12 protein-coding genes are annotated in these 18,316 nt (G+C 33.9%); 1 reads left to right on the top strand and 11 read right to left on the bottom strand.

All coding sequences use genetic code 11. From position 1 onward, the window contains the following. Nucleotides 1-306: 306 nt before the first annotated feature. From AACQ14_RS03170 to AACQ14_RS03195, 6 genes are all read right to left on the bottom strand, one after another. A complete protein-coding gene (locus AACQ14_RS03170; protein WP_339362113.1) occupies nt 307-1,188 on the bottom strand; it encodes a hypothetical protein in 882 nt (293 codons plus the stop codon). A gap of 196 nt (nt 1,189-1,384) precedes the next feature. Beyond that, nucleotides 1,385-3,121: a glycoside hydrolase family 13 protein gene (locus AACQ14_RS03175; protein ID WP_339362114.1), complete on the bottom strand. Its 1,737-nt coding sequence runs from the start codon at nt 3,119-3,121 to the stop codon at nt 1,385-1,387. Between the two features lie 33 nt (nt 3,122-3,154). Further along, on the bottom strand, nt 3,155-3,997 hold the full coding sequence (locus AACQ14_RS03180) for a sugar ABC transporter permease (RefSeq protein ID WP_339362115.1): 843 nt from the start codon (nt 3,995-3,997) through the stop codon (nt 3,155-3,157). Continuing rightward, nucleotides 3,990-4,892: a carbohydrate ABC transporter permease gene (locus AACQ14_RS03185; protein WP_339362116.1), complete on the bottom strand. Its 903-nt coding sequence runs from the start codon at nt 4,890-4,892 to the stop codon at nt 3,990-3,992. Before AACQ14_RS03185 ends, AACQ14_RS03180 begins: the two co-directional genes overlap by 8 nt. 73 nt (nt 4,893-4,965) lie before the next feature. Next, on the bottom strand, nt 4,966-6,228 hold the full coding sequence (locus AACQ14_RS03190) for an extracellular solute-binding protein (RefSeq protein ID WP_339362117.1): 1,263 nt from the start codon (nt 6,226-6,228) through the stop codon (nt 4,966-4,968). Between the two features lie 66 nt (nt 6,229-6,294). Next, on the bottom strand, nt 6,295-8,544 hold the full coding sequence (locus tag AACQ14_RS03195) for an alpha-amylase family glycosyl hydrolase (protein WP_339362118.1): 2,250 nt from the start codon (nt 8,542-8,544) through the stop codon (nt 6,295-6,297). A 320-nt stretch (nt 8,545-8,864) separates the two neighbouring features. Between AACQ14_RS03195 and AACQ14_RS03200 the strand changes: the two genes are divergently transcribed. After that, nucleotides 8,865-9,875: a LacI family DNA-binding transcriptional regulator gene (locus AACQ14_RS03200; RefSeq protein ID WP_339362119.1), complete on the top strand. Its 1,011-nt coding sequence runs from the start codon at nt 8,865-8,867 to the stop codon at nt 9,873-9,875. Between the two features lie 163 nt (nt 9,876-10,038). Here AACQ14_RS03200 and AACQ14_RS03205 read toward each other — a convergent pair whose 3' ends face one another. From AACQ14_RS03205 to AACQ14_RS03225, 5 genes are all read right to left on the bottom strand, one after another. Next, nucleotides 10,039-11,589, bottom strand: coding sequence for a hydantoinase/oxoprolinase family protein (locus AACQ14_RS03205; RefSeq protein ID WP_339362121.1), 1,551 nt, complete (start codon nt 11,587-11,589; stop codon nt 10,039-10,041). Then, a complete protein-coding gene (locus AACQ14_RS03210; protein ID WP_339362122.1) occupies nt 11,582-12,682 on the bottom strand; it encodes a DUF917 domain-containing protein in 1,101 nt (366 codons plus the stop codon). Before AACQ14_RS03210 ends, AACQ14_RS03205 begins: the two co-directional genes overlap by 8 nt. A 72-nt stretch (nt 12,683-12,754) precedes the next feature. Continuing rightward, entirely contained in the window at nt 12,755-14,053 is a 1,299-nt protein-coding gene (locus AACQ14_RS03215) for a cytosine permease (RefSeq protein WP_339362123.1), read from the bottom strand. A 214-nt stretch (nt 14,054-14,267) separates the two neighbouring features. Continuing rightward, on the bottom strand, nt 14,268-15,908 hold the full coding sequence (locus AACQ14_RS03220) for a PucR family transcriptional regulator ligand-binding domain-containing protein (protein WP_339362124.1): 1,641 nt from the start codon (nt 15,906-15,908) through the stop codon (nt 14,268-14,270). 143 nt (nt 15,909-16,051) lie between these two features. Next, nucleotides 16,052-18,298 (bottom strand): thiamine pyrophosphate-dependent enzyme, encoded by a 2,247-nt coding sequence (locus tag AACQ14_RS03225; RefSeq protein WP_339362125.1) that lies wholly within the window; start codon nt 18,296-18,298, stop codon nt 16,052-16,054. Nucleotides 18,299-18,316 lie beyond the last annotated feature (18 nt).

The raw sequence follows: 18,316 nt of genomic DNA on the forward strand, positions 1-18,316 counted from the left end.
ATATTTTAAACTATTAGTATCTTGAAAGTTCTTATCATAAAAAGTAAGATCATATTTAGGGAAATAGATACTATTAATTTTGATACTATCTCTTCTATTGGTTATGTAATTAATACTAAGATCAATTTCATCATGTAATGATACTTCTAAGTAATGCTCTAATACTATGGGTTCACTGATCTTGTGTACTTATATATTTACAATATTAAGTATCAGACTAAATATACATGCTATGACTCCAAAAATCAGTATTTTCTTCTTATTTTTTTTCATCATCTTCCTTCTTTCTTTTCGTATTATTTCATATTAATCTCTTTTTATTTTCACCAGATCTGATATTAATTTTTCTGTGAAACATGGAATATGCCTTATATTCAGTAAATCTTCTTTACCCTCTGTTCCATTTTTATATGTATATTCTAAAGTATAACAAAGTTCATATATATTGAATTTCCTTTCATCTTCTGGCTTAACGTAGCTCCATACTTCCACATAATTAATTGCCTCATGTGGTAATGGTAATTCATTTATATGTGAAAAAATTCTATTCTCTTTTTCATCATGAATATTAACATTGTCTGCTGGAAAACCCATATTACTTATAGTCCTGTCAACAAAATTCATATATACAAAATTATTAGTTTCATCATATAGTCTGGAAGTAATCTTATTTATTATAATACTATTATCCAGCTTAAAACATTCTATTGATTGTCCTGAGGTACTTACTCCTGACATAGTAGAATCTAAACTTCTTTCTCTATCAAGAGATAATATAATTTTCCCTATATCTACATTTTGAGTTAATCCATTATTATATGTAATGACTGCATCTTCCAAAACAACTACACCATTTTCATTAAATTTCAAGTCGTCATACATGAGGTTAAGATTAACTATATTAACTCTATAGTATCTTGACTCATACTCCTGTCTATAATCAACGTAGCATAACAAATCTTGTTCTGGAAAATAGACATTCAACAATTTGCTTTTATCAGTCAAATTAGTAATAAAATAAAATGTCAGGTCAACATCTTTGTTTTCATACAATTTATCTTCAATATAATGTTCTAGAATAATAGGTTCTTCTAATTGTTGGGCTTTATAATAAAATATATTACAAATTAGGCTAATAATAATTAGCATTAAACTCATAAAACCAATTAATTTTCTATTTCTTTGCACTACATATTCCCCTTTTATGAAATCTTTCTTGAAACTAACATTACATATAAATATCATTGTTTAATATTTTAACATTAATGTTCCATAAATACTACCTAAATAGTTATCTGGATATTTGTCCCACTAAAAATAAGGGCTATGCGTAAGATAAGCCCTTATTTCAATAATTTTATATTAAATTTATATTCATATAATATCAACAGCTCTTACTAACAATAACGAATCCCCAAGGCTCTACCATTTTACAATCTTCATTACTAGATAAATCAATATTATAATTGGTATCGCCAATAACATTATCTATAGCTATACTCTCTTCACTACGATTAAGTATTACATAAGTTTCTTCATCATCATGCCATCTTTTAAATGCGTATACTCCACTATTTCTTTCTGCCATAATTGTTTTATAATCGCCATATTTCAGTGTATCCTTGTTACGTCTTAACTTAATGATATCCTGATAGAAGCTGTATATCTCTGCTCCTTCTTCTTTATCCCAGCTCATTGGTCTTCTATACTCATGTTCTTTTATACCAACTAGACCTTTCTCGTCACCATAAAATACCATAGGTACACCTAAAAATGTCATTTGGAATATTACAGACAATTTAAATCGTTTCATATCTTCCTGACATATAGATAAAAATCTAGGTACATCATGGCTATCTAGTAGATTCAACTGTCCATGAACTATATTCTTATTGTAACGCATGAGCATGGCTGTCACTCTACTATCAAATCCATAACTGTCCAATGTATCAACTGCAAAGAAATCTCGGCAATTTTTACGCATATCATAATTCATGGAAGAATCGAATTGATCTCCTAATAACCAATGCTGAGCAGACTCCCATACTTCACCTATGATAAAACAGTCTGGATTAATTGATTTGGCAGTCTTACGGAATTCACGCCAGAAAGTATCATCTACCTCACTGGCTACATCTAGTCGCCATCCATCAATCCCATAACTCTCAGTCCAATACTTACACACATCTAAGAAATACTCGATTACCTCTTCATTAGATGTATTCATCTTAGGCATTTTACGCTCATAAGCAAAACAATCATATGTAGGTATGTCTTCTTGGCTATCCGGATATTCCACAGGGTATTTCAATCCATAAAACCAATCTTTATACTTAGATGCTTCTCCTTTTTCCAATACATCTTCAAATGCAAAGAAATGCCAGCCACAGTGATTGAATACTCCATCAATGATTACTCGTATATGGTTATCATGACAAGCATCAACTAATTCCTTAAAATCTTCGTTAGTACCAAAACATGGATCAATATTATAGTAACCGATCAAGTCATATTTGTGCCACTCTCCAGCCACAAAGATTGGATTCATATAAATACAATTAACACCCAAATCTAAGAAATAAGGTATATTCTCCTTTATTCCTTTCAAAGTTCCTCCACGCATACTATAGGTAGTATGATGTGAAAATTTGGCTTCACCTTTTTTATTACTAATATATCCTTTAGCAGTAGCAAAACTATCAGGAAATATATTATAAACTACTGCATCTTGTACCCATGATGGAATAGTTGCAATATCCTCTCTTCTATTAAAAGGTAACTGATAGAATTCTGAACGCTCTATTGGCAGGGTATTCATAAACATATCATAATAATAATACTTACTCTCTACTCCATCACTTAATTCAAAATAGTAACATATACGTGTATATGGTGAGTGTAGAACAACTTCATAATAATCGTATAATTCATCTTGTGCAACTATCTTCATGGGTTCACTACTAAAAATAACTGGATTCACACGGCAAGCTCTATCCCCATAATGTAGTATGCAACTTTTTATATCATCCCTTGCTGTTCGTATTCTAAATACGACATTCTCTTCATCTATGCCATGAGCATAATTAGAAAGGGGTATATGCAATACTGCTTCATAATTCATCTGTATCCTCCTCTATAAATATTACTGAATAAATTATCCTTTTACACCACCAGCTGTAAGTCCAGAAACCATATTTCTCTGTATTATCAGAAAAATAATTAGTATAGGAATAGCTGTTAATAGTGATGCAGCTGAGAAAATAGGCCAATTACGTGTATATTGAGTTGCTTGGAGAGCATATAATCCAGCAGCTAAAGTATATTTTTCTGCACCTGTCATAAAAGTAACTGCGAATATGTATTCATTCCATACAAAGATAATAATCATAACCGCTGTAACAATGATAGATGGCTTTGCTAATGGCAAAATCAACTTAGTTACCAGCTGAAAATCATTAGCTCCGTCTATTTTACCCGCTTCCTCAATCTCTATAGGTATCGTATCAAAATAACCCTTCATATTCCAAAGACCAAATATAGCCATGGTTCCTACATATATCAATATTAATCCAAGATAAGAGTTAACTAATTTCATTGGCATCAATATACGGTATATGGCAAACATGGATAAGATTGATGGAAAGGCATTAAGTATAATCAATATATACAAAATTGTTTTCCTTCCAATGAATCTGAATCTGGAAAAAGCATAGGCAGCTGGTATTGCTACCGCTAATGATATAGTAACTGTAGCGACAACCAATATTAATGTATTTTTCAACCACAAGAGATATGGTTTGTTAAATAATACTGCTTTATAATTATCAAGGGTAAATTCCTTAGGTACAAAGGAAAAAGATCCACTCAATATATTGTTAGTACCATTCAGAGATACAGATAAAGTATAAAGAATAGGTACAATGCATAATAGGCATGCAACAATAAAAAATAAATTAAGCAAACTCATCTTGATTCTATGTTTAGTTCTTCTATGCATCTACCTCTCCTCCTTTTAATCTGCCTCTAATGGTCAACGAGAATATAATCAATATCATAAATATAATTATGGATATTGCTGAACTGTACCCATAATTGTTGGTAACAAAAGCTTTTTCATATGTATAAGTAATGATTGTATGAATATCAGCTCCTGTCTTGGAACCTTGCTGCTGTGTTAGCAGATAGATAATATCAAACTGTTTGAAAGTAGTAAATATAGTAATAACAACTGCTGGTGCGATAATAGGTCTTAACAGGGGTATTGTAATTTTTCTTGCCTTGCTGAAATAACCTGCACCCTCAATTGTTGCGCTTTCGTAGTATGCTTTATCAATACTTTGTAATGCTCCATCTATAATCATAATCATAAAAGGTAATGCCAACCACAGATTAACCATAACCGAAGAAGCAAAAGCTATATTATTACTGTTTAACCAGTGTACATTAGCAAAACCCAGCTTATTAAGCCAATGATTCAATAACCCGAATTCTGTATTAAACATTCCCATTTTCCATAAAAGAATAGATATGTACCCAGGCATTGCCCAAGGAAACATAAGTATGGTCTTGTACAACCCTTTTAATCTAAGACCTTCCACATTCAATAAACTTGCTATAATAAAAGCAATAACCATCTGTAATACCATGTTGACAATAGTCCATATAATCGTTCTACCAAAAGCAGTAAGGAATCCTGTATCTAGTACAAATAATGCTTTCATATAATTCTGAAATCCAATTACTTGAAAATCAAACCAATGATATACATTCATATTGGTAAGAGAGATATATCCAGTATAGAGGATAGGAAAAACAATCATAAGACCTATTAATGCCAAACCAGGAAAAGAATATATATATGGAATAATCTTCTTGTAACCTCTTTTTTTCATTTTTTGCACACCTGCCTTAATGTCACTTATACTCATATTGGTATACAGAAGGGGACACCCCCTTCTGTATTATTTATTTCATTGCTTCAATCTGTTCTAGTGCTTTTTTCTGAGCTTCATCTGAAGCTGTCACAGGATCTGCATCCCCTTTATTTACACTTGATAATAGATTCTCAGTTATAGCCCACATAACATCCATTTCTGGTACGTTAGGCATTGGTACTGCTGTTGCAGAAGCTTTTTTAAGTGTCATGACGATCTCATTACTCTTGACTGCATCATCCTCATAACAGTTGTTGTTTACTGGTGCTGAACCAATAGCTTTTGCTAAGTTGATACCTATATCAGGTTTAGATAACTGTTCTAGAACTTTCGCTACTGCTTCCTTCTTGCTTTCTGCTCCTTTTAATACACATATACCTTGGATACCAGCAAATGGGCTGATAGCTTTTAATGTTTCATTTACAACAGGCATAGGAGCTATACCAATATCAATTCCATTCTCTACTAGGTCTGGAATTAACCATGGTCCACCGATAGTAGAATGAGCCTTACCTTCTTTAAATAATGTAGTCATGGTATTATAATCACCATCTATTGGCATATATTTTACAAATTGTTTATGATATTTGATAGCATCTTTTGTTTCCTTAAGATCAAGACCTGGTTCAGCTTTATCGTTGATAACGAATCCATCATAAGCATGAATCCACCCTACAGTAAAATAAGCTGTACTATGCTGTTCAACAAATCCATAATTACCATCTTTTGTATTAGCTTCCATATAAGCCAATAAATCATCAGTTGTTCTTGGAGCCTCTTTCATAAGAGCTTTGTTATACATGAACAACAAAGATTCAAAGTAAATAGGTAATTGATAGATTTGATCTTTATAAGTAGCTGCACTGACGGTCATAGGTATAAAATCATCAAATGTTGATTTAGGAATGAAATTGGTAATAGGTGATAAAATACCCATCTCAGCAAATATTCCTATCTTGTCATGTGCAAAAAAATACATATCAGGTGCACTACTTGGATCATTTCCAACAAGTTTTAGAGTCTCTGTCAACTTTTCTTTTCTTTCAACGGACACAACTATCTCTGGAGCCAATTTATCAAGTTCTTTTTGAAGTTCTTCAGCTATGGCCTCTTGTGTTTCGTACCATATTTTAATATGTGTTGGTTCTTTAGCTTCTTCTTTTTTATCCCCCGAAGTGTTCTCACTTTCTAAATTAGCAGTAGTATTTTTTTCTTCCTCTTTTTTCTTGCCACAACCTACAATAGTACTCATGCATAGAGTGGCAATCAGTAAGATAGCTAATAATTTTTTCATGTTAATGCCTCCCATTTTTGTGATTATAAGCATTTCACCATGACTTATGGTGAAATACTTTATTACCTAATTCCAATTATAAACAGGTGTTTCAGATGTACCGTTAGTATCGGATGTAGAAGTAAATACTCTGTTAGACCCTGATTCCCAAGTTACATTACCATTAGCATCTTTTCTTATGAATTTGAATTCGAAAGTAGTATTTGCTGGTACACTAACTGGTAAGAACCATTGTGGATAGTTAGGATTCATCATAGCTTCTGTACACTTGTTGGTATCCCAGTTACCTAGCTCTGGAATGCTGCCTACAACATGAATTGTATCACCAAAACTTGTATTGGCATTCACACGGAATATAGTCTGTACTTGGTCACCAGATAACACTGTATATCCAAAAGTATTACTTGTATTTCCATTGTTTGTAACTGTTATATTGACTTCACCAGCAGCTACATTAGGTACTATAGCTTCTATATAATTTGATGTATTTGTAACAACTGTTGCACTAACATTATCAAATTTTACATCAACATTTCCATCAAAGTTATTTCCATAGATATAAACTTTATTACCTGCACGCCCCATAGTTGACATAACATTTCCAATCTTAGGTCCGTTATTATTAGGATTATAAGACCATACACCTGCATATCCTCCTGGTAACGTACCTACATACACTTTACCACCATTTGAAACCACAATTCCGCTGGCTTTCATTATGCCATTAAGTTCATCATTATAATTACCATCTGCAAAACCAGTAGTAACATTAGTATTAACTGCCACTGAATTGTCAGGCTGACGATTTATAGCTATTAATACTTCTTTATCAAAGAACTTACGTGTCATAACTAATACATCATTATTGGAATAAAGTATTTGTGTTGTTCCATAAGCCAATGCATCATTTTCTTGTCTTAGATCTGACATGTTCTTAATGATGTTATAAGCATCTGTAGATGTATTAAAACTAGAATCTACTTCCATGAACATTCTTCCACCAACATCACTGTTTGTGTTAGGTGTCATATATTGCTCTGTACCATAGTAGATATTAGGAGTTCCTCTTGATGTAAGAAGCGCTACCAATGCTGCATTGTAAACTTCTCTACGTGCTTGATAATAACCGAATCTAGTTACATCATGATTATCAAGGAAAGTAACTGTTTGATTTTCATAAGTGTAATCACTAGTTGTATAACATAACATATTACCAAAATCAGCCATGCTGGTACTGAAATCTCCAAATGTACTAGTTATACATCTAAAGAATTCAAAGTCAAGGTTATTGACACCAGTTCTATCTGGGAATGATTGATACTCATCATATTTTGGATCAGGTCTACCAATGAAGAATTCTCCAAAATGTGTTAAAGGTCCGTTACTCTTACTGTCAATACTATCTTTTAGACCTTTCACAAATGCAGGATTCATATGTAAAGTTGCATCATGTCTAAGTCCATCAATTCCTTTATCAACCCAGAATTGAGCTGCTTTTTCTAAGTGCTCTACTACAACACCATTTTCTTGAGAGTAATCAGCTAATGAACCTAACTCTTTATGTCTGAAACCAAAAGTTGATGTATCTCCACCTCTATCGCCTAGACCATGGAAAAATCCTTGTGTATCATTATGTGGATCTGCCAACAGATTCTCTAATTGACCGTCACCATTAAGGTCCACTGGTTCTCCATTAGCATCAAATACGTAATTACCATTAGAATCCTTATCAGGTTCATATAGTTTTCCATCTTCAGGGCTAAAATTATCTGTTGGATTCAGCCAACGACTACTATGATTTGTTACAAAATCAATTACAAGTTTGATTCCATTAGCATGAAGGGCATCTCTTAATTGTTCAAACTTCTTCATTGAACCAAAGTGTTTATTAGTTGCAAAATAGTTTCTTACATGATAACCGTGGAAACTAGTCCATATATCTTGACTTCCACCTGGTTGATAGTCAATAATAGGTGTGTCACGATTTTCATAAGGTGCACTAATCCAAACTGCAGTTACACCCATACCTTTTAAATAAGGTATTTTATCAATTATTCCTTGAAAGTCTCCCCCTTGATAGAGCTTTAAGTCATCTCCATCACCTTTATTATCGTTATTACTATCATCAAATAGCTGAGCTGATGATGGTACATTATTTGATGGGTCACCATCTGCAAAACGGTCAGTAATAATCTGATATACCACATCCTTAGGTGTAACAGGACCAAGTGCCAAAGTACTAGCGCTAACTTGAACATTCAACTGACAAACTACACACATCATAACCATGAAAAGAGCTACTATTTTCTTCTTCATTCTAAAATCCTCCTATAAGTTAATGTTATTTACTTATTTATTTAAAACTCTAGGTAAAGCTATACTTGGAGGTCGATTAATTTCTAGAGTTTGAAATACGTTAAAACTGGGAATATTACAAAGACATATTTTTACCAATTAAGGAAAATGTTTTCCTTACAACTTTAAATATTTATTAGAATTAATTGGTAATTTTATACTAATTATACACTTGCATATTATCATTGTCAACAAATTAGCTATATTTTGCTTGACTTTTTTAGGAAAACGTTGTACTATTTAAGTATAATGTTTTCCTAAAAATAGAAAGGATTGATCTTATGGCAACCATAAAAGATGTGGCACGAGAAGCCGGTGTATCCATCTCGACAGTATCTAAGATTATAAATAGATCCTCTCCAATATCAGCCGCTACGACAGAGAAGGTTGAAGCTGTCATGAAAAAATTACACTATTATCCTAATACAAGAGCAAGAAATTTTGCTAGTCAGACAACAAAGAATATAGTTTATATGATGAAAATTGAAAAGAATGTAGCTTTTACTAATCCCCATTCTTTTGAAATTATGTGCGGCATCCAGGAAGCTCTTGCTAAGAAAGACTATAACCTAACCCTTGTAAGCTCTAATTCTGAGGAAGATATATCTACGCTCATTGATAAAATAATCTATCAAAAAAGTGCTGATGGTATCATTATTCACGCTTCAGCATTTGACCCCACAATAGAGAGTGTTATAACAAAGTCCAATTTCCCTCATATGCTTATAGGGAAACCAGATTATAACAGCGCCTTATGCTGGGTTGATATCAATAATTATTTATCTGGAGAGATTACAGCAAAACACGTCATTGAATTAGGTTATGAGAAGATAGCTTTCATAGGAGGAGCAGAAGATGACCATATATCTGCTCATCGTTTGGAAGGCGCAAGAACTATTATAAATCGTAGTCACGGAACCCTGCTTCATAATGAATATACTGATTCTTCTAAAGAGATGAGTTTTGAAGTGATGCATAAGATATTGAGAGAGAAAAAGACACCTGATACCGTAATCTGTGCCAATAATAATATAGCTCTCGGTGTAGTAGATGCTATTAAATACAATGATTTTCAGATACCTGATGATATATCTGTAATTACTTTTGATGATTATCCTTATTCCCGTATTACTGAGCCTATGTTATCTGTAGTTAATATTGATGTTTTTGATATGGGTTATCAAGCAGCTAAGACATTATTAAGAAAGATTAAGAATCCTAATCTTCAGGTTCAGTCTTATTCTACTTTGCCAACGTTGATTGAAAGAGGGTCGACTGTAAAATCCAATTAATTTTTTCATGAATCTATTTTATAGTAATAACTAAATGCACTTAATTTCTAAATTCTTATTTAGGTTTATTAAGTGTATTTATTTTTCTATAAAAAAGTTGATTTCCGTAATTACAGAAATCAACTTTCTAATCAAATAATGTAGTGTGTATACAATTTTACGCTTACAACAAGTCACCTGCCGCTTTGATTTTAACGCGATTTGTATTTCCAGGATAATATGCCAATGGAGTATCTTCTATCTCAATAATCTCTATGGTTTCACGTATTGCGCCTGAATCAACCGCCATTTCTACAGCTTCTTCTTTGGCCTTATTCAACGCATCTTCTCTTTTAATCTCCTCATAATTTATAAGTTTCTCATAAGTACTACTAACTCTGGAAATTGCTGACCCAATTGCATTAGCTATACCAAAATGCTCTGGTCTTGCAACGCTATTTGTACCTTCTAATTTATCAGGGATTATAATAGAACCGCCACCTACCATGACGACTTCTATATCTTTATTGGAAGTTTTCATGATATCAATGCCTTCTTCTACCAAACATTTTATCTGCATCATAGCCTTCCCTGCAAAATCCTTATCAAGCTTTTCTACTTTTGTTTTATCTCCTATTTCAGCCATACCAAGACATACAGCAATATCAGTAGCTGTAACGACATCTCCTCCAAAAACTAACGCTTTACTTGCTATTTCATAACCTACGCTATCTGGACCAACCGTAACCGTTCCATCTTTTTGTTGTCTAACAATAGAACCTCCACCTAATCCTATGGATATAACATCAGGCATTCTAAAATTAGTACGGACGCCACCAATTGTTACCGCAACACTTGATTCTCTAGGGAATCCATTATGTATCACACCTAAATCCGTGGTTGTCCCTCCCACATCAATCACGACAGCATCTTGCAAGTTACTTAAATAACTAGCTCCACGGATAGAGTTTGTAGGACCACATGCAATAGTCAATATAGGATATTTTCTTGCGTGATCTATTGTCATTAATGTTCCATCATTTTGAGATAAATATATCTTAGCATTAGTGACTCCTTCATTTTCCAAGCTGCGAGCAAATCCATCTGTAAAACGTTCTGCTACCTTATAAAGAGACGCATTTAAAATAGTTGCATTTTCTCTTTCAATCAACCCCATAGAACCAATCTCACTGGAAATAGATATATGTACATCCTCACCCATAACTTCTCTACAAAGTTTTGCAGCTGATAGTTCATGTTCATTACGAACAGTAGAAAATACACAGGAAATAGCTATTGATTTCACTTTTCCTTTCATCTTCTCAAAAAATGATCTTGCTTCATTTTCATCAAATGGTGCTAGTTCTTTTCCGTCGTATTCAAAACCACCTTTTACAATAATTGTATCAACGGCAATCTTTTTTATATCATTCTCCCAGTCTACCATAGCTGGTATACCAAGGGTTGCAGGAGCTCCGATTCTCATAAAACCAATAGGAGCTAATTTTTTTCGTTCAACTATTGCATTAGTACACTGGGTTGTACCTAACATTGCTTGATGAATATCTTTTCTATCAACTCCAGATATTTCTAATACGCTTTTTAAAGCACCTGAAATTCCATCTTGAATATCCTCTGTAGTAGGATGTTTAATTTCTGCCGCTATATTCAAGTTTTCATCTATTAATACTGCGTCTGTATTAGTTCCACCTACATCAATACCTAATTTATACATTTAAACTACTTCCTTTCACCCGATCTTCTATAGGAATATAATCTGTATCACAACCAAAGTAACCAGGTCCAACTAATTCTAGACCTGCTTGGGTTCTCCACATTTCAAAACACTTAAGCCCTACAACCATTACACGTTTCCCATATTTTATAGCATCTGTAGTCACAGGAATAAATGTTTCTGTATCTACTATACAGATTAAATCTGGTGTTGTAGCCAACAATTCTCCATCTACTTCAGCTGTCAGATTCTCATTTTGGAAAGTTACTGAGGCATTCTTTCCCTTATATTCTCCAATACCCTCTAATACTACATTACCAAAATTAAAGGCACCTTTTGTTTCACGAAGTACATCTACAATTTTACCTTTAAACAACTTAAAACCTTCAGTAGATCTTAGGAAGTTCTGTTCAGGTGTTTCCTCATTACAGTCTTTTACCTTACGAATGGCTTCTCCGAGTTTCTGACTTCTGGTGACTATATTCTTAACAGCATATTTTTTTAATGTAGCACCATCTACACAAAAAAGCGAAACAGAAACGGAACCTCCACAGCTCATTGTTACGGCTCTTGCCAGTTCTTCTGTCCATTTATTGGTAATGGTGTTAAAGATAGCGCAATTTCCTTTTTCGTCTGTTAATGCCATAGGTGTGGCTTTAACCCCTCCTATGGTGAACGTAACCATCTGCAACTCTGGAAAAGCTCTTCCCATACCGTCAGCATCTACCATAGGAAGCCCTAATCTAGCACAAGCTGCAATAGGAAGCATACTATTAACTCCTCCAGCTTCAATTGGCATGAAAGCATATATTTCCTTACCATAAAATTTGGACACCATATCATATAAGGTTTTATATTCGTTTCCTCCAACACCTTTTTCACCAAGAATAGTTGGTGCACCCATCATAGCAATAGGAACAATAAGTGCATCATCTGGTATTTCTTCAGGATACAATAGTGTTACTTCGCCACATTCCTGCACAGCTCCCATGGCTATCAGTTTCCCTATATAAGGGTCTCCACCTCCTCCTGCTCCTAGTAATGCGGCTCCTAGTGCGATGTCTTCTATTTCTGGTAATCCAATTTTTCGCATTTACATACATCTCCTTTCAACTATTAAACTCTCATCTTAAAGTAAAGATTACAACTGTTACATTTCTAATATTTATTTTTCTGGTAATAATTTAAGCATAATGTACACAAACATTGCCACTAAAATTCCGTTTAATGGTCCAATAAAAAATGGAATATCCAGAATCGGTAAAGCGGTTATCAATGTTGGAAAAGCAGCAAATGTACCACCTGTTATGCAAGCAATCAGTGCACCTGCTACAAAAGATATCATACCCTTTGCTGAAACTCCTTCACGTATTTTAAAATTCTCTTTTTTCCCTCTACCTATTATCCAATAATCAGCAATCAGAGTACCTACAAGAGCAGGAACCAAAGCGGACAATAAGCTTAAAAAGGAAGTAAGTTGATTCAATACTCCAATTACAGCCAATAAAGTTCCAACTCCACCTGCTACGGCTGTTGTAATTTTGAATTTGCTCTCATCAAATCCTAACAGATTGGACAGAGACAATCCTCCACTGTAAGCATTTGTAATATTTGTCGTCCATGTTGCCAATACCAATGCTACCAAACCTATAGCTGGTACACCTACGGTAGTCAATACTGTACTTATATCGTATTGACCAGTTACAATACTCATTAGTGCGCCAATTAAAAGCATGATTAAGCCTGCTGGCAGAACTCCTAATATGGAGGATTTAATAACATCTTTTCTACTTTTTGCAAAACGACAATAATCACTGCTGATGGCTCCACCTACTGCAAAAGTTGCAACCACAAGACTTATTCCACTCATCAAAGGAATGGGCGTCGCTGGTGTATAATCAGCAATTACCGCAGCACCATCAAACTGTACCATTGCAGCCCAAACTCCATAACCACATACGATTAATAACAAAGGGACTGCCAGATAATTTAGCCATTTCAAACCTTTAAATCCATAACAAGCGGTGACTAACATTATCGTTCCCCACACGATTGAAGATATCCATACAGGTATTTGAATTCCTATCATTGAAGCTAACATAGAAGAGAAAGAAGCTCCACATACAGCTGATTGAATTCCAAACCATCCGATACAGGCAATTGCCAACACACTGCTGATTACATATTTGGCTCCTTTTTCACCTAAAGCTCCCGCAGCCATAACAGCTGTAGGTAAACCAGTATCACATCCTTGCATACCCATAAAACTCATGTAAAAACAAATAATACCATAGCCAATTAATATAGCTAGAACTACACCACCTAATGATAAACCGTTACCTAGAAGACCTCCAACCATCAAGCATGGTACGCAGATCATTGATCCGATCCATACTATGGCAATAGACTGCCAACTTTGACGCTGCTCTTGTTTCACTTCAAATCCAGTACTCTTTTCGTTCATATTAAAACTCCTTTCATATAATCCATAATTTTCATGTGGCCCTATACGATTAAATTTATAATAACCGACGAAAAAACTGTTGATCTCTCAAAACCTATTACCTAATTATATAGATTTCATAAGTATCTGTAATTATCTGAAAGGCAAAAAAAAATAGCTGATTATTGTCCCATTGTACAATAACCAACTAAAAGAATTCTCTATTTCCCACCTTCTAAGAAAGTTTTGATTTGTTTTTCAAAAGTCTTCTAAGAGCAACCGCCTTATATAAATCATAAGACTCTGGCATCTTATCTATATGAAAATTAAACTTTTCATTTAATTTTTTTATTCTATATTTTATAGTATTTTTATGGAGAAATAATTTTTCTGCTGTTTTGGATACATTTAATCCAGAATCCAACATAAAAATTTCAAGTGTAGTATATAATTCCTTTCTTTGCTCTTTCCTGCTTTTCTCAATAGGCGACAACAAATGTAAGGTCTCTTTTATACTATCTTCTCCTTTATTTATTACATCTTGGCATTTTTTTGCAAATTGTAATTCTTGTAGAGTAATTGAGCACTTATTAGGATATATACATCTTGCCTGTTGCAAATAATTACTGCACATTATGTAAGCACTTCTTACTTCTCTAGTATTTTCTAGGGCAAAATTACTTACTAAAATGATTTTCTCTTCAAAATCCTCTAATTCGTATAAAAGACATTCTGTTATCATTTCGCAGGAGTTCTTTACCTTTGCCTTACCCAGGAATATGACGAAGCAATCATTATAATTACCAACCAAACTCACATCAAAGAATTTTTCAATTACTGTATTTGTCTTTTCCACGAGATGTTGATTTATCTTCTTAATGAGATCACTATCAGATATTAATTTATCCTGTTTAACAATAAGAAGATGCTGTATGGCTCTAACATCAATTTGAAATATTTCAGCAAGTCTTCTCATTTTCATAGGTTCATCATTTAAGATAGCCTTTATCAATTCTTCAGTTCCAATATTTCCATGTCCTTGGCTCCATATATTAATAAATAACTGTACAACTTCAGCAGCTTGTCTACATATTTCCTCTGATAACATACCATCTTCTTTTACAATAATTAAATATAGACATGATGTTTTTTCACTTTTTATACTATGACTACAGAGACAGATATTACGATTAATAAATACAGAGACAGGCTCTTTGGGTACCCTTGTATAATCATTACCATAATATTTCCCTATATCAGTGAGCTTTACATTACTGATTCTAGGCCAGTTTGCCATATTCATGCTGACAAAATCAAAGTCCGTCAAATAAAGGGAACAAGTCATTCTGTCACTTAACATCCTAAGTACCGTATCCATACTGCGTTGATGAACAGGCAATAAAGATATTCTCTCCAACATCTCACTAACAAGATGAATATCTACTTTTTTCTCTTTTAATATAGCTTCTACCACCTCGTAGATAACTTCACTATACCTTAGATCCATCCTGTTTTTTGGCATGCAGATTATAGCAAATTCCAGTTCATCAGCAAGCTCAATCACTTTTTTGTCAATGCGTGGAAGAAAAATCCCAACATAATAAAGTATTAAACCTACTTCGCCCATTTCGTGAAGACGTCTGATTACTTTACATTGTGCATCAACATCATCTTTGATATAAACAAAACCTGTAATTACTATTTCACTTCCATAGAATTTGCTATTCTTAAACAATTCGTCCTGCAGAGCTATTGGATCGGGATATTCTAGAACGGAAATGGAATCTACATTTTTATATAATCCTTCTTTTCCCGCAACTACTTCAGCATTGCTTAGTGAAGGTAAATTTAATAAATCCGCTATTGATAAACTCATTCTTATGTCTCCTTAATATAGTATCAACATCAATATTTTATTATATATTATTACCTTAAAAATAACAAATTACGTAATAAACTATAGAAAGTTGATATCCGTTATTAACAGAATCAACTTTCTAATTTCAACAATGTATTAATCTATAAGACTGGACTATCATTCCTAGCCTTTAATCTATCCCATCTTCTATCAACTTCCTGCTGAATATCTTTAAGCAAATCTTCATATTTAGGTTTCAATAAGTGTTTAGTTCTTCCCATCATCTTGAAGAAATCTGCCATTGGGATTTTTTTATTCTTAGTCTCTGGATTGTAATTTATTGTAGTAATTCCATTTTCAATTTCATATAGAGGATGATAACAGCTGTTAACTCCTGCTTCGATTACACTTCTTTCATATCTTGGTTCATCACCCCAGTTAAGAGGACAGGCTGATAATGCCTTTATAAAGGCTAAACCATATTCTGAAGCATATTTCTGAGCCTTAGCAGCTTTCCTTATAAAATCTGTTGGCATGAACTCTGCAACTGTGGCAACATAAGGAATGTTAGTGGCTGCAAATATCATAGGAGTATCTTTATTATAGTTAGCCTTACCTGCTTGAGCTGGACCGACATGAGAAGTTGAAGTCTTAGCTCCTCTTGGTGATGAATAGGATAATTGGTATCCTGTATTCATGTAACCACCATTATCATATTCCATAATTATCATTTTATGATTTCTAAGTGCTGCACCTAGAGCCGCTCCCATACCTATATCCAGACCACCGTCTCCACTGACCATGACAAATGTGAAATCTTCACCTTCTGGTATCTCTCCTCTTTTTTGTTTTTGATGGAACATCTCAACAACACCTGATAGAGTAGCTCCACCATTTTGGAATAGATTGTGGATATAACTTACTTTAAAGGCTGTTTGTGGATAAGGAGTTGTTACAACCATACCACATCCTGTCTGGAACAATAATACTACATTACCTTCAATACCTTTTAATAATAGATTAACATTTACAGGAATACCACAGCCTGGACATGCTCCTGAACCTGGTCCCCATCTTTTTGGCATTTTGGTAGCTACCTTAGGCAAACCACCTTTTGCAATAAACCTGCCTGTTTCTTCATCTTTAGTTACAGTAACTACCCCTGGAGATGATTCCTCCTTAGTTATAGGCTTGAATAACTGCTTAGGTTCATAACTTTCATCACCTTTATAATTGCCATAATAATCAAATCTATTTTCTACTTTTTGGCTCTTAGCTATATCGAGTGCTCTATTTAACATCTCTATAGCATCTTCAATATAGAAATCTTTTCCACTAAGTCCATAAACCAGTGTTGCAACTTCAATATTTGATTTGTAATCTTGTAAAGTAGCCTTTAACTCTATTGAGAGATTACCACCATTAGCACCATAACTATCTTGTCTGTCAGCTACAACTATAGCTTTTGTATTCTTGACCATCTCATATATTTCATCTCTATACCAAGGTCTAAGTGCATTGACTGCGAATACACCAACTTTTTTACCTTCTTTTCTTAATTCATCAACTGCTAGAATTGCTGTATCATAACTTGAACCTATTATGAATAGAGCAGCTTCTGCATCTTCCATTTTATAACCTTCAACTACATTATAAGTTCTACCAGATAATTCACCATACTCTTTTAACACATCTTTGATGACACCTCTAGCTTCATTCATGGCTTCATGTAGTTGGAATTTATTGTTAATCAAGTCTGGTTCATTCATGTAAGAACCCATAGTAACTGGTTTATCAGGGTCCAAGAGATGATAATCAGGCTCATACTTCCCAACGAAACCCTGAACATCTTCATCTTTTGCAAAAACCTTTGCTCTTCTCTTTTGATGACTAGTGAAGAATCCGTCGAAAGCAACTATTACAGGTAATTTAACTTTTTCAGCAATCTTAAGAGCACATATATTCATGTCATAAACTCTCTGAGGATCCTTGGCAAAAAGAATTACCCATCCTGCATTTAGAGTATACATAATATCACTGTGGTCACCTTTTATAGAAAGAGGACCAGATACCGTACGACATACTACATTAAGTACCATGGGAAGTCTAGTACCTGACTGTACAGGTAATTGCTCTAAAGCATATAGCAGACCGTTAGCTGATGTAGCATTGAAAACACGTCCTCCACCAGCTGTAGCTCCATAGCAGATACCAGCTGCTCCATGCTCTCCATCACCTGGTATCATCATTACGTCATGTTCCCCTTCTGCTTTTAACAGATCCAAGTGTTCTGCTATTTTGGTTGATGGAGTAATTGGATAATAACCCATTATATGATAATTTATTTGTTTAGCAGCATAAGCCGCCAGCTCATTCCCACTATCAAAAACAATCTTTTGTTCTACCATTATTAATCCTCCTCTACT

It is taken from the genome of Vallitalea maricola (assembly GCF_036985595.1).
Taxonomy (GTDB): domain Bacteria; phylum Bacillota; class Clostridia; order Lachnospirales; family Vallitaleaceae; genus Vallitalea; species Vallitalea maricola.